The organism is Duffyella gerundensis (assembly GCF_001517405.1).
Lineage (GTDB): Bacteria > Pseudomonadota > Gammaproteobacteria > Enterobacterales > Enterobacteriaceae > Duffyella > Duffyella gerundensis.
Genome location: NZ_LN907827.1, coordinates 3125729 through 3138103, shown reverse-complemented (window position 1 = coordinate 3138103; position 12375 = coordinate 3125729). Strand labels below are relative to the sequence as shown.

The window sequence follows — 12375 nt, the reverse complement described above, 5'->3', positions numbered from 1 at the left end:
AATACCGCGATCGGGCACCCCGGTCGCTCCCTTCCGGGCGCAGGATAACCCTAATCAGGAGAAGGCATGATTCGAAAAACACTGGCGGCGATGCTGATGCTGGCCGCCGTTCAGGCGCAGGCCGCTTACGAATGCAGCGTGAAGCCACAGGATGACGTGGTGGTGGGTCCGCAGAGCGTGCAGGTGGTTGGCAGCAATGGCAACCTCGAAATTTCCCCCACTGGCAACGTGAAGTTCAACGGCAGCGCCGTTGAGGTCGATAACGCCACGCGCCAGAAAGCGATCGATTATCAGGCTGCGCTGCGTCGCGATCTGCCGTGGATCGATCAGGGCGCCACACAGCGTCTGGAAAAAGGGCGCGTGGCGCTGGATCGGGTTATCGTTGAGAAGCTGGGCGAGCAGAGCAACGTGCGTAATCGTCTCAGCACGTTGAATACCCAGCTTAAGCAGCAGATGAACCGCATTATCGAACATCGCAGCGATGGGCTGACGTTCCACCACCAGGCGATCGATCAGGTACGTCAGGATGGTGAACAGCTGGTGCAGAGCAGCCTCGGTGGCGTCTTGCAGGACAGCCTGAATGAAATGGGCTCAAAGCAGTCCGGCGGCGGTGGCAACGGTAATCCGTTGCAGGCGATTATGGGCAATCTCGGCGGTTTACAGCAGGCGATTCAGGCGGAATGGAGCAATCAGGAACAGGATTTCCAGAACTTCGGTCACGAAGTCTGTAACCGGGTGACGACGCTGGAAGCGCAGCGCAAGGCGCTGGTTGCCGGTATCCGTTCCTGATCGTTTAGCAGGGATAAAAAAGGCGGCCCCAGAGCCGCCTTTTTCTATTCTTCTTCGCTGAGGAACAGCTCCAGCAGCGAATTCAAAAATAGCTTGCCCTGTTCGGTAATCTGCCAGCTCTGCTCGCTTTCTGTGATGTAGCCTTTCTCCAGCGCACAATCGATCTGTGGCCGAATGATCGCTACCGGCAGGCCGGTATAGCGGCTGAACTCGTCGCGCGGCATCGCCTCCAGCAGACGAAAACGGTTCATGAAATACTCAAACGGCTTGTCGTGATCGGCAACGGCAAACTGCTTTTCCTGATAATTTCCCGCCATAAATCCGCGTGGATGACGCGTTTTTACCGTGCGCAGAATCGTGCCGTCAGGCTGCGTGAGCTTGCCGTGTGCGCCACAACCCACACCGAGATAATCACCGAAGCGCCAGTAGTTCAGGTTGTGTTCGCAGCGATAGCCGGGTTTGGCATAGGCTGAGGTTTCATACTGCTGATAACCGGCAGCGCGCAGCAGCGCATCGCCCTGCTCGAAAATATCCCACAGCGAATCGTCATCCGGCAGCACCGGCGGCCGCGATCCAAACAGGGTGTTCGGCTCGATAGTCAGCTGATACCAGGAGAGGTGCGGCGGATTGAGCGCAATCGCCTGTTTTAAATCGTCCAGCGCCTCAGCCAGCGACTGATCGGGCAAGCCGTGCATCAAATCGAGGTTGAAACTGCGCAGCCCCAGCCCGGCGGCAAGATGTGCCGCGCGAATCGCTTCTTCCGGGCCGTGGATGCGTCCCAGACGTTGCAGCTTCTGCGGGCTAAAGCTTTGCACGCCAATGGAGATGCGGTTCACACCAGCGCGCTGGTAGCCGCTGAAACGATCGGCTTCTACCGTCCCCGGATTCGCCTCCATGGTGATTTCCGCGTCGGTGGCCAGCGGCAGACGTGCACGTACGCCATCCAGCAACAGCTGCATCGCTTCGCTGCTGAGCAGGCTCGGCGTGCCGCCGCCAATAAAGATGGTGCTGACTTCGCGGCCTGCGGTGAGCGCCACATCGTTATCGAGATCGGCCAACAGATGACGCACATACTCTTCGTGCGGCACTTCGCCCTTGAGCGCGTGTGAATTGAAGTCGCAATAAGGGCATTTTTGTACGCACCACGGAATGTGGATGTAAAGGCTCAGCGGCGGCAACTCAACCATTACGCATGGCATCCAGCAGCAGCTTCAACGCTTTTCCACGATGAGAAATCGCACGCTTCTGCTCTTTGCTCAGCTCGGCGGCGGTTTTTGCCAGTTCGGGCACGGTGAAAATCGGATCGTAACCAAAGCCGCCTGCACCCGCTGGCGCACGGGCAATCTCACCGGCCCAGCTACCGTGGAACACCAGCGGCACTGGGTCGGCGGCGTGACGCACATAAACCAGCACGCAGTGGAATTGCGCCTGACGGCGATCGTCTGGCACGTTTTCCAGCGCTGCCAGCAATTTTTGCAGATTCTGCTCATCGCTGGCATCTTCACCGGCGTAACGCGCCGAGTAGATGCCCGGTGCGCCGCCAAGCGCATCTACTGCCAGACCCGAGTCATCGGCAATGGCAGGCAGCCCGGTAATCTGCGCCGCGTGACGCGCCTTCAAAATGGCATTCTCGATAAAGGTCAGGCCGGTCTCTTCAGCGGAGATGACGTTAAGGTCGCTTTGCGCCACGACATCGAGGCCAAAGTCCGCCAGCAGATCGGCCATTTCGCGCACTTTACCGGCGTTGCCGGTAGCGAGTACTACTTTTTGCATAGGAGTTCCAGAATTCATCGGTTACAGCAGGTACCACAGGCCAGGGAAGAGATCCATGCCGAGGAAGTTCAGCGCGTACAGCACCAGAATCACAATCATGGCGGAGAAGTCGATGACGCCCATGGCGGGCAGCATACGACGAATCGGCGCCATCAGTGGCTCGGTCAGCTGCAGCAGCACCTGATCTACCGGGTTGCGTCCCTGGCTGATCCAGCTCATCAGTGAGCGAATGATGATCACCCAGAACACCAGATATCCCGCCGATTTCAGCAGCGACAGCAGCCCAACCAGCAGGTTGGTTGGATCGACCGAAAAGGCACCCACCTGAATCAGCAGTAAAATCGGGTATTTCAGCGTGGTCAACACAAACGCCAGCAGCAGAGAGGCGGTATCCACCGGCCCAATAGCCGGAATAACGCGACGCAGCGGCTTGACGATAGGCTGGGTCACTTTGACCACGAACTGCGCCAGCGGATTGTAAAAATCGCAGCGCGCCCACTGCATCCAGATGCGCAACAGCAGCACCATTACGTACAGGTCGATCAGGGTTTTGACCAGAAAAGTCAGCGTCAGCATGAGGTTCCTCAATTATTGTTGTGTGGAGTAATCGCGTGCGCCAAAAATGGCGGTTCCAATGCGCACCATGGTGCTGCCTGCCGCAATCGCGGCGTCCATGTCGTCGCTCATTCCCAGAGAAAGCGTATCGACAGAAGGATAGTCTCGTTGTAGTGCCTCAAAAGCGCCGGCCATTTTCAGGCAGACGGCCAGTTGATCCTGATAAGAGGACTGCGGTGCCGGAATAGCCATCAGCCCGCGCAGCCGCAGATTGGGCAGGGCGCTGATAGCATCAGCCAGCGCCGCTACGTCCGGTAACGCAATGCCTGACTTGCTCGCTTCGTCGCTGATATTGACCTGAATCAGGACGTTCAGCTCGCCCAGCGCCGCAGGACGCTGCTCACTCAGTCGGCTGGCGATGCGCAGACGATCCACCGTGTGACACCAGTGAAAATGCTCTGCGACCAAACGGCTTTTGTTCGACTGCAGTGGCCCAATAAAGTGCCACTCCACCTGCTGATGTGAGGCCAGCGCCACGATCTTTTCAACCCCTTCCTGAACGTAATTTTCCCCAAAGGCGAGCTGGCCTGCCTGAATAGCTTCTTCGATCGCGCTCACAGGCTTGGTTTTACTGACTGCAAGCAACCTGACTTCTTCGGAAGCGCGGCCGCAACGCTGCGCCGCCGCTGAGATTTGCTGGCGTACGTGCTGTAGGTTGTGCTGAATTGAGGTCATAGTCGGGAGAGTATTATGAATGTGGATGATATCGTGGCGCTTAGTGTAAAGCATAATGCCGCCGATCTGCACCTTTGCAGCGGACATTTGCCGCTGTGGCGGCGATATGGCGCACTGGAACCCATTCCACAACAGCAGACAGTGGCTGGCGAGCGGCTGGAGGAGCTGGCGCGCCAGTGGCTCAGTGCCACGCAGCTTGGCTATCTGGAGAGCGTTGGCCATGTCGATTTTGCTCTGACCACCACTGATGGCACGCGTCTGCGAGCCAACCTGTTTGCACAGCGTAATGGCCTTTCGCTGGCGCTGCGGCTGATTGCCAGCGAACCGCCGGCGCTGGAGACGCTGCGGCTGCCTGCTGTGGTATCAACGCTGCTTGAGCAGCAGGATGGCCTGATTTTGCTGACCGGCGCCACCGGCAGCGGTAAATCCACCACGCTGGCGGCGATGATCCATCAGCTCAATGTGCAGCGCGATGTGCATATTCTGACGCTGGAAGATCCCATTGAGTTTGTGCACCGCAGCCAGCGGGCATTGATTCAGCAGCGCGAGGTGGGCCAGCACTGCAGCAGCTTTGCGCTGGGACTAAAAGCGGCGCTGCGAGAAGATCCCGATGTCATTCTGTTGGGTGAACTGCGTGACAGCGAAACCATACGCCTGGCGCTGACGGCGGCAGAAACCGGCCATCTGGTGCTGGCAACCTTGCATACCCGGGGCGCAGCGCAGGCGGTGGAACGGCTGGTGGATGTGTTTCCTGCCGAAGAGAAAAATCTGGTGCGCACGCAGTTAGCGGGCAGCCTGAAGGCGGTGGTGGCGCAGCGGCTGGTTGCGGCGCGGCAGGGCGGTCGCATTGGCCTGTTTGAAGTGTTGATCAACACGCCTGCGGCCGCCAACCTGATCCGCGAAGGCAAAACCCATCAGCTGCCGGGCCTGCTGCAAACCGGCGCGCAGTCTGGCATGCAAACCTTTGAACAGAGCCTGCAGGAGCGCAGCCGGCTGGCGCTGGTGGCTGCGGCGGCAACGCCGGACGCAGGCGGTTAATCAGTGCGTATCGAACCAGCTTTCAAGGATGATCACCGCCGACAGCGAGTCGACGCTGCCTTTGTTCAGCGCACGAAATCCGCCGTGAGCAAACAGCTCTGCCCGTGCTTCAACGGTGCTGAGACGTTCATCGTGCAGCTCAACGCGCACGCCAAAGCGGCCATGCAGGCGCTGGGAAAATTTCCGTGCGCGGTCAGTTAACGGTTGTTCGGTGCCATCCATGTTGAGCGGCAAGCCAACCACCACGAAATCGGGCTGCCACTCTTTCAGCAGGCGCTCGATCAGCTGCCAGTCAGGAATGCCGTCACGCGCTTTAATGGCGGTTAGCGGACGGGCGCTGCCGGTGATCTGCTGGCCAATCGCCACGCCGATACTTTTGGTGCCAAAATCAAAGGCCAGAAGCGTATGCGACATCAGGCATGACCTGCTTCACTGGCGATATTGTGAATATCCACGCCAATGCTTTTCGCCGCTTCACGCCAGCGTTCAGCAATCGGGGTATGGAACAGGATGTTGCTGTCGGCGGAGGTGGTCAGCCAGGCATTTTCCAGCAGCTCCTCTTCCAGCTGATCTTTCTCCCACGCGCAATAGCCCAGCGCCACCAGCACATGCTGCGGCTGCTCTGGGGTGCCCAGGGACTCCAGCACGTCGCGGGAAGTGGTAATCACCGTGTTATCAGAGATACGAATGCTGGAGGCGAAAGTGCGCTGCGCAGAATGCAGAATAAAGCCGCGATCCTCCGCCAGCGGGCCACCGGAGAACACCGGTTTATCAAGCTTATCGGCCGGATCACGCGTGGTTGGAGAGATCTTCAGCTTTTTCAACATGCCGTCAACGTTGAGGTTTTCCATCGGCTTATTCACGATAATGCCCATTGCTCCCTCATCGTTGTGCTCGCAAATGTAGACCACCGAGCGTTTGAAGAGCGGGTCCTGTAGCGAAGGCATCGCAATTAAAAAATGATGCTGTAAATTCATTCTCACTCGTTTTATCTGCGGTCAATTGCTGTTGGCAACAAACCGCGCCGCTTCATAATACGGCACTCTGTCGACTCACCTGGCTCATCGGCAGCAGGCAAGCGTAAGCGCAATATGAAGCTCGCGGTTTGTGCCGAAAGTACAATTAACGGGTTGGCAAAACGGGGATCACCCCCCGTTTGCTGAATCAGCCCAAACGCTTTTCAATGGCATCCATTAACATGCCGGTAATGGAGATCGGGAAAGCGGCTTCGATTTCGCGAATGCAGGTTGGGCTGGTTACATTAATTTCGGTGAGTTTATCACCAATGATGTCGAGGCCAACAAAAATCAGCCCTTTGGCTTTCAGGGTTGGACCAACACGGCGAGCAATTTCCAGGTCGCTTTCGGTCAGCGGACGCGCTTCGCCACGGCCACCGGCCGCGAGGTTACCACGGGTTTCGCCCGACTTAGGAATGCGCGCCAGGCAGTAAGGCACCGGTTCACCGTCGACCATTAGCACGCGCTTGTCGCCTTCGGTAATCGCAGGCAGATAGTTCTGCGCCATGCAGTAAAAGTTACCGTGTTCGGTCAGCGTTTCGATGATCACCGACAGGTTCGGATCCTCTTTCTTCACGCGGAAAATCGAGGCGCCGCCCATGCCGTCCAACGGTTTCAGAATGATATCGCCGTGCTCTTCCCAGAAGGCGCGGATCTGCTCTTTGCTGCGCGTTACCAGCGTATCTGGCGTCAGCTCGGCAAACCAGGCGGTAAACAGCTTCTCGTTACAGTCACGCAGGCTTTGCGGTTTGTTGACGATCAGCGTGCCCTGTTCTTCAGCGCGTTCCAGAATATAGGTCGCGTAGATAAACTCGGTATCAAACGGCGGATCCTTACGCATCAGTACGACGTTAAGATCGGCCAGCGCAATGTCCTGCTCGCTGCCGAATTCATACCATTTGTCGTAGTTCTGCTCGACGCTCAGCGTGCGCGTGCGGGCGCGGCCCACGCCGCCGCGCAGATAGAGATCGTTCATCTCCATGTAGTGAATTTCGTAACCACGGCGCTGTGCTTCCAGCAACATGGCAAAGCTGCTGTCTTTTTTAATATTAATGGACGCGATGGGGTCCATTACAATGCCTAACTTAATCATCTTATTCTCCCGGTGAGCCTTAATGGCTCGCTTCATTTATTCGTTTAGTTTAGCTGTGCAGTAGCATGCCACAAACAGGCCAGGCTGACTTAGCGCCGCGGGGCAACGTTAGCCGAGATCGCCAAATCGAACCTGCAATGCGGTAATGGCCGTTAACGCGGTGGTTTCGGTGCGCAAGACGCGCGGGCCGAGCAAAATATCAGTAAAGCCCTGATCCGCCGTCATCGCAATCTCTTCTGTGGTCAGGCCGCCTTCAGGACCAATCAGCAGGCGCACGCGTTCTACCGGCTGCGGCAGCGTATTGATGCTGTGCTGCGCGCGCGGATGAAGATTAAGCTTTAGCCCGCTGTCCGCTTCCGCACACCAGGCCTGCAGCGTCATCGCCGGGCGAATTTCAGGCAGCCAGTTACGGCCGCACTGTTCACAGGCGGCAACGGCAATTTTTTGCCACTGCTGAATCTTCTTTGCCAGCCGCTCAGCGTCTAACTTCACGCCACAGCGTTCAGAAAACAAGGGGGTAATGACGTTCACGCCCAGCTCAATGGATTTCTGGATGGTGAACTCCATTTTCTCGCCGCGCGACATCACCTGCCCAAGATGCAGATGCAACGGCGATTCGCGGTTATCCGCATTGCTGCTAACAACCCTTACTTTTACACGCTTTTTGTCCGCTTGCGTTATCTCAGCCGAAAAAGTCAGATTAGTGCCATCAAATAGCTCGAGTTGCTGACCGGCGCTCATGCGCAGTACGCGTCCAACGTGGTTGGCGGCATCCTCTTCCAGATCGATTTCGCTGCCAACGTGAAGAGGTTCTGAGTGATAAATGCGGGGTATACGCATGGGCTTCCTGAGAATAAAAAGCCTCGCGTTATAACGCGTGGCCAGGACGTAAGTGAAAGGCCGGGCCAGCGTTAACCGCAGGCCCGACGTAAAAGGGTGTCTTAGTGTAGGGCAGAGATTTTAGCGCTGGCAAGCACGCTGCACGTACGGATTATGGTTGCCCTGAACCCGCGCAATGCGCGTATCGCGCTCACATTCCCACGCCGATACCGGATACTGTTTATCCCATACTTCAAACAGCTGCGTTTGTGGGCGTGACAGGCGCAGCTTGTACTGGTCGCGCATGTAAAAGTAGGTGCGTGCGATGGCACCGCGGGCACGGGCGGGCGGCTCCGCCTGCTTGTTTTTAAAGTCTACCTTCATCTCACAACGGCCATACTGCTGCTCGCTGCCGTTCCACTGGCTGTAGGGAAAATTGCCGCGATCGCCGTTCACTTCGCCGATGGCGGGTTGCAGGTTATGCAGGTCGCTTTCGATTTTGCGGTATACCGCATCTTTGCTGCAGTTTTTGCGGCCGCCATCCTGCCAGCACTGGCGCTGATGACCAAACTCCCAGGCTGGCATCACGTGTTCCCATTCGATGCGGCTGGCACGTTCAGCGTTTTTACGCGGCTGATAGCCACAGGAAGCGAGATCGGGCGTGCCTTTCTTGCCCTGCCAGCTGATTTTACAGCCGCAGTAGAAAGAGGGCGCGCCGCTGTTGATCTCAACGGCATAGGTTTTCGCCTGCTGAAAATTATTCTGATGATAATTATTCAGGTTGAGACTCTGTGCGGCGAAAGATGTAAAAAGCAGCGCGGATGCGATGATTAATTTGCGAGGCATATTCCAAATTTTGTCTTTAGCTAAGCGTGCTCGCAGGGTAGCAGATTTAGCTGCTGGCGGATAATTCCGCCTGCAAAACGTCGCCGCAGTGCACGCAGCGATACTGCGTTTCGCCACGTTGCACGCGATTATGGCGACGAACCGTCAGCTGGTGCTGCTGGCAACGACAGCGATAGGGAAAGGTATTGCGCCGCACCGAGGCGACGGCAAACTGGTGGGTACGACGCGCCGGAACGCCAAGCACGGTTTCCATCATCCAGCGCCACTCTTTGCCGTGCGGCGGCACGCGGCCAAAGTGTTTCCACACCAGCAGATGCGCCAGTTCGTGCGGCACCACTTCGTCGATAAAGGCGTTTTGGTTTTCCAGCAACAGCACAGGATTGAGGCGAATCTCCCAGCTCTCCAGCCAGGCGGTGCCCGCGGCGGTACCGCGCTGTTGATAATTGAGCGCCGGTTCCGGGTAGTGGGTTTTCAGTGCCTGATTAGCCTGCTGCAAATGGGTGCGCAGCGACTGCATCACGGCCTGTTGCAGGGCGACGGGAAGACGAATCGGTTTCATGTCGGGAGGATAAATCGCAGAAGAGGGGATGGCAATCAGTGGAAAGAAAAACGGCGGGATGATCCCGCCGTTAATTTACTCTCAGTCGCGATGACCGATATCACGCAGTTTCTTACCGGCGAGCAGGTTACGCTCGATATGCTCCAGCGAAACGCCTTTGGTTTCAGGAATCAACATCAGCGTCAGCACGATGAAGAAGATGTTCAGACCCGCGTACACCCAGAAGGTGTTGGCGTTGCCGAGCGTATTCAACATGGTGAGGAAGGTGGCGCCAACGATCATGTTAGCAATCCAGTTGGTAGTGGTTGAAACGGTGACACCGAAATCGCGGCCTTTCAGCGGTTGAATTTCAGAACACAGAACCCAAATCAACGGACCCGCACTCATGGCAAAACCGATGATGAACATCAGCAGCATTGCAATGGCAAAGTACTGCGCGCCAACAGAATGGATGCCCATGTGCAGCATGGTGCCCAGCACGCCCATACCTGCCGCCATCACCAGGAAGCCCAGCGTCAGTGTAGGTTTACGGCCCCAGCGATCGACCAGACCGATAGCGATAAAGGTCGCCAGTACGTTGATCAGACCCACAATCACTGTGCCCCACATCTGCTCGGTGGTATTGGTAAAGCCAGCGATTTCAAAGATTTTCGGCGCGTAATACATGATGACGTTCATACCGGTGAACTGCTGCATAACCTGCAACAGAACGCCCAGATAAACGGCGCGACGGAAATGGGTGTTGGACGTGAACAGGCTCCAGCCGCTCTGTTTGATTTTCAGGCTTTCGCGAATTTCATCCAGCTCACGTTTCGCTTGTTCGCTGGTATCACGCAGGCGATCCAGTACGCGCTGTGCATCGCGGAAGTTGCCTTTCGCCGCCAGCCAGCGTGGGCTGTTTGGCAGGAAGAAGACGCCAATCAGCAGCAGCAGGGCAGGAATGGTGATAATGCCCAGCATCCAGCGCCAGTTGCCGGTGAAGCTGAACGCGGTATCGGAGAGATAAGCGCCCAGAATACCGATGGTGATCATCAGCTGGTAAAGGGAGATCATGCTGCCGCGGATTTTTTCCGGCGCAATTTCAGAGAGGTAAAGTGGAGCGGTATAAGAGGCGATACCCACTGCCAGACCCAGCAGCACGCGTGCCACGATCAGCATATCGGGGTTTGGCGCCATGGATGACCAGAGCGAGCCGATCACAAACAGAACGGCACCGGCCATCAGGCTTTTCTTACGTCCCAGACGCGAGGACATCCAGCCGCTACCGATCGCACCGATCGCCGCGCCGAACATCATCGAGCTGACAATCCATTCCTGCTGGTGGGCAGTAACGTTGAAGTCTTTAGCAATAAACGGCAGCGCACCGGCGATCACGCCGATATCGAGTCCGAAAAGTAAGCCCGCCAGTGCGGCAAGAAAGCAGACAAATAAGGTCATTGCCTTATTTGAAGTCCTGCTTTTGTGTGTATTCCCAGGCATTTTGCCTCCACATGTATCCATCATTGTTTTTATGAATGTTAAAAAACCCGCGCAGAGTAAAAAGTGAGACAGATCACACTGGTGTAATCGGTTACACACGCCGAAACCCTGTTTTTCAGCATTTATCACCCTGGATTGGTCAATAACCAGTAAGGTAGAGCAGTTGTTAAGTTTCTGACATCCTTCTATTTATCGGCTATCAGACGACGCTGAAAATAACGCATTTCAATTATGAAAACCACGGCCTGAAATTCTTAAATTACAGAAAAGTAAAGCGTTTCAAATTGTAATCGTTATCATTTAAATGCTTCAGCGGGCAGGGAAAATTGTAGATGAGGATGATGAAAATGCCTGCGCCAGACGGCGATTATCAGCAGTTTTTTAGCGGGATTTGGGACGAATTTTCAGAAAAATCGCTATCGGAAAATAAGTAAAAAGATGCGCAGGAACAAAAAAAGCGGGCCAGAGCCCGCTTTAGTTAGAAATTAAACGGATAATCAGAAGCCAGCGGCTTCACGCAGCAGCGCTGCTTTGTCCGTTTTTTCCCATGGGAAATGTTCGCGGCCAAAGTGACCGTAGGCAGCAGTTTCACGGTAGATCGGATGCAGCAGATCCAGCATCTGAATCAGACCGTAAGGACGCAGGTCGAAGAATTCACGCACCAGCAGCGTCAGCTGCTCGGTAGAGATCTTCTCGGTGCCAAAGGTTTCCACCATGATGGAGGTCGGTTCTGCCACGCCGATAGCGTAGGAAACCTGAATTTCACAGCGATCGGCAAGGCCAGCAGCAACGATGTTTTTGGCAACGTAGCGCGCTGCGTAGGCCGCTGAACGGTCAACCTTTGATGGATCCTTGCCGGAGAAAGCACCGCCGCCGTGACGCGCCATGCCGCCGTAGGTATCAACGATGATTTTACGGCCGGTCAGACCACAGTCGCCCATTGGCCCACCGATAACGAAACGGCCGGTTGGGTTGATGTGATATTTGGTGTCGGCGTTCAGCCATTCAGCAGGCAGTACCGGCTTGATGATGGTTTCCATCACCGCTTCCTGCAGATCCTTCTGACCGATCTCTTCAGAATGCTGCGTGGACAGTACGACCGCATCAATACCGACAATTTTGCCGTCGGCGTACTGGAAGGTCACCTGGCTTTTCGCATCCGGACGCAGCCATGACAGCTCGCCGCTTTTACGAACTTCAGCCTGACGCTGCACTAAACGGTGCGCATAGGTCACCGGTGCAGGCATCAGCACGTCGGTTTCGTTGGTAGCGTAACCAAACATCAGGCCCTGATCGCCAGCGCCTTGCTCCAGCGGATCGCTGCGGTCAACGCCCTGGTTGATATCCGGCGACTGTTTGCCGATGGCGTTGAGCACGGCGCATGAGTTCGCATCAAAGCCCATATCGGAATGGACATAGCCGATATCGCGTACGGTATTACGGGTAATCTCTTCGATATCGACCCATGCGCTGGTAGTGATTTCACCACCAACCAGCACCATACCGGTTTTAACGTAGGTTTCGCAGGCTACGCGCGCTTTAGGATCCTGAGCGAGAATCGCATCCAGCACGGCATCGGAAATCTGGTCAGCGATTTTATCGGGATGTCCTTCGGATACGGACTCGGATGTGAAAAGGTGTTTAGCCATTTATCTGTACCTTAGAAATCGGTT

The 12375-nt window shown here is 56.0% G+C and carries 14 protein-coding genes; 2 read left to right on the top strand and 12 right to left on the bottom strand.

Going from position 1 to position 12375, the window contains the following annotated elements; translation table 11 throughout:
• Window positions 1-66 precede the first annotated feature (66 nt).
• On the top strand, window positions 67-789 hold the full coding sequence (locus EM595_RS14470; protein ID WP_067433538.1) for a YggN family protein: 723 nt from the start codon (window positions 67-69) through the stop codon (window positions 787-789).
• 44 nt (window positions 790-833) lie between these two features.
• On the opposite strand, the gene hemW is transcribed toward EM595_RS14470, so the two are convergent.
• Genes hemW through EM595_RS14450 form a run of 4 tightly spaced genes read right to left on the bottom strand, consistent with a single transcriptional unit; the run spans window position 834 to window position 3852 of the window.
• A complete protein-coding gene (gene hemW / locus EM595_RS14465) occupies window positions 834-1976 on the bottom strand; it encodes a radical SAM family heme chaperone HemW (protein ID WP_067433535.1) in 1143 nt (380 codons plus the stop codon).
• Window positions 1969-2562 (bottom strand): XTP/dITP diphosphatase, encoded by a 594-nt coding sequence (locus tag EM595_RS14460; protein WP_067433532.1) that lies wholly within the window; start codon window positions 2560-2562, stop codon window positions 1969-1971. Before EM595_RS14460 ends, hemW begins: the two co-directional genes overlap by 8 nt.
• A 21-nt stretch (window positions 2563-2583) precedes the next feature.
• Complete coding sequence (locus tag EM595_RS14455) at window positions 2584-3138, bottom strand: YggT family protein (RefSeq protein WP_067433529.1); 555 nt, start codon at window positions 3136-3138, stop codon at window positions 2584-2586.
• A gap of 12 nt (window positions 3139-3150) precedes the next feature.
• Window positions 3151-3852 (bottom strand): YggS family pyridoxal phosphate-dependent enzyme, encoded by a 702-nt coding sequence (locus EM595_RS14450; RefSeq protein WP_067433526.1) that lies wholly within the window; start codon window positions 3850-3852, stop codon window positions 3151-3153.
• Between the two features lie 15 nt (window positions 3853-3867).
• Here EM595_RS14450 and EM595_RS14445 point away from each other — a divergent pair, with 15 nt between their 5' ends.
• Window positions 3868-4890, top strand: a complete 1023-nt coding sequence (locus tag EM595_RS14445; RefSeq protein ID WP_067433523.1) for a type IV pilus twitching motility protein PilT — start codon at window positions 3868-3870, stop codon at window positions 4888-4890.
• Here EM595_RS14445 and ruvX read toward each other — a convergent pair whose 3' ends face one another.
• The 8 genes from ruvX to metK form a co-directional block, all read right to left on the bottom strand.
• Window positions 4891-5304 (bottom strand): Holliday junction resolvase RuvX, encoded by a 414-nt coding sequence (gene ruvX / locus EM595_RS14440; RefSeq protein ID WP_173645378.1) that lies wholly within the window; start codon window positions 5302-5304, stop codon window positions 4891-4893.
• Window positions 5304-5867, bottom strand: coding sequence for a YqgE/AlgH family protein (locus tag EM595_RS14435; RefSeq protein WP_067433517.1), 564 nt, complete (start codon window positions 5865-5867; stop codon window positions 5304-5306). Before EM595_RS14435 ends, ruvX begins: the two co-directional genes overlap by 1 nt.
• Before the next feature lie 187 nt (window positions 5868-6054).
• Window positions 6055-6999: a glutathione synthase gene (gshB, locus tag EM595_RS14430; RefSeq protein ID WP_067433514.1), complete on the bottom strand. Its 945-nt coding sequence runs from the start codon at window positions 6997-6999 to the stop codon at window positions 6055-6057.
• 108 nt (window positions 7000-7107) lie between these two features.
• Window positions 7108-7839, bottom strand: coding sequence for a 16S rRNA (uracil(1498)-N(3))-methyltransferase (gene rsmE / locus EM595_RS14425; protein WP_067433511.1), 732 nt, complete (start codon window positions 7837-7839; stop codon window positions 7108-7110).
• A gap of 120 nt (window positions 7840-7959) precedes the next feature.
• The gene (endA, locus tag EM595_RS14420) at window positions 7960-8664 is read right to left on the bottom strand and encodes a deoxyribonuclease I (RefSeq protein ID WP_067433507.1); all 705 of its coding nucleotides are present in this window, start codon (window positions 8662-8664) and stop codon (window positions 7960-7962) included.
• Between the two features lie 46 nt (window positions 8665-8710).
• Window positions 8711-9223, bottom strand: a complete 513-nt coding sequence (locus EM595_RS14415; RefSeq protein ID WP_067433505.1) for a SprT family zinc-dependent metalloprotease — start codon at window positions 9221-9223, stop codon at window positions 8711-8713.
• Between the two features lie 81 nt (window positions 9224-9304).
• On the bottom strand, window positions 9305-10702 hold the full coding sequence (locus EM595_RS14410; protein ID WP_071852525.1) for a sugar porter family MFS transporter: 1398 nt from the start codon (window positions 10700-10702) through the stop codon (window positions 9305-9307).
• A gap of 497 nt (window positions 10703-11199) precedes the next feature.
• The gene (gene metK, locus EM595_RS14405; protein ID WP_067433500.1) at window positions 11200-12351 is read right to left on the bottom strand and encodes a methionine adenosyltransferase; all 1152 of its coding nucleotides are present in this window, start codon (window positions 12349-12351) and stop codon (window positions 11200-11202) included.
• Window positions 12352-12375 lie beyond the last annotated feature (24 nt).

Bases quoted from the DNA above. Each gene is read 5' to 3' on its own strand.
- EM595_RS14460 (WP_067433532.1), bottom strand. From the start codon at position 2,562: ATGCAAAAAGTAGTACTCGCTACCGGCAACGCCGGTAAAGTGCGCGAA.
- EM595_RS14445 (WP_067433523.1), top strand. From the start codon at position 3,868: ATGAATGTGGATGATATCGTGGCGCTTAGTGTAAAGCATAATGCCGCC.
- EM595_RS14435 (WP_067433517.1), bottom strand. From the start codon at position 5,867: ATGAATTTACAGCATCATTTTTTAATTGCGATGCCTTCGCTACAGGAC.
- endA (WP_067433507.1), bottom strand. From the start codon at position 8,664: ATGCCTCGCAAATTAATCATCGCATCCGCGCTGCTTTTTACATCTTTC.
- metK (WP_067433500.1), bottom strand. From the start codon at position 12,351: ATGGCTAAACACCTTTTCACATCCGAGTCCGTATCCGAAGGACATCCC.
- gshB (WP_067433514.1), bottom strand. From the start codon at position 6,999: ATGATTAAGTTAGGCATTGTAATGGACCCCATCGCGTCCATTAATATT.
- EM595_RS14450 (WP_067433526.1), bottom strand. From the start codon at position 3,852: ATGACCTCAATTCAGCACAACCTACAGCACGTACGCCAGCAAATCTCA.
- ruvX (WP_173645378.1), bottom strand. From the start codon at position 5,304: ATGTCGCATACGCTTCTGGCCTTTGATTTTGGCACCAAAAGTATCGGC.
- rsmE (WP_067433511.1), bottom strand. From the start codon at position 7,839: ATGCGTATACCCCGCATTTATCACTCAGAACCTCTTCACGTTGGCAGC.
- EM595_RS14410 (WP_071852525.1), bottom strand. From the start codon at position 10,702: ATGCCTGGGAATACACACAAAAGCAGGACTTCAAATAAGGCAATGACC.
- EM595_RS14470 (WP_067433538.1), top strand. From the start codon at position 67: ATGATTCGAAAAACACTGGCGGCGATGCTGATGCTGGCCGCCGTTCAG.
- EM595_RS14415 (WP_067433505.1), bottom strand. From the start codon at position 9,223: ATGAAACCGATTCGTCTTCCCGTCGCCCTGCAACAGGCCGTGATGCAG.
- EM595_RS14455 (WP_067433529.1), bottom strand. From the start codon at position 3,138: ATGCTGACGCTGACTTTTCTGGTCAAAACCCTGATCGACCTGTACGTA.
- hemW (WP_067433535.1), bottom strand. From the start codon at position 1,976: ATGGTTGAGTTGCCGCCGCTGAGCCTTTACATCCACATTCCGTGGTGC.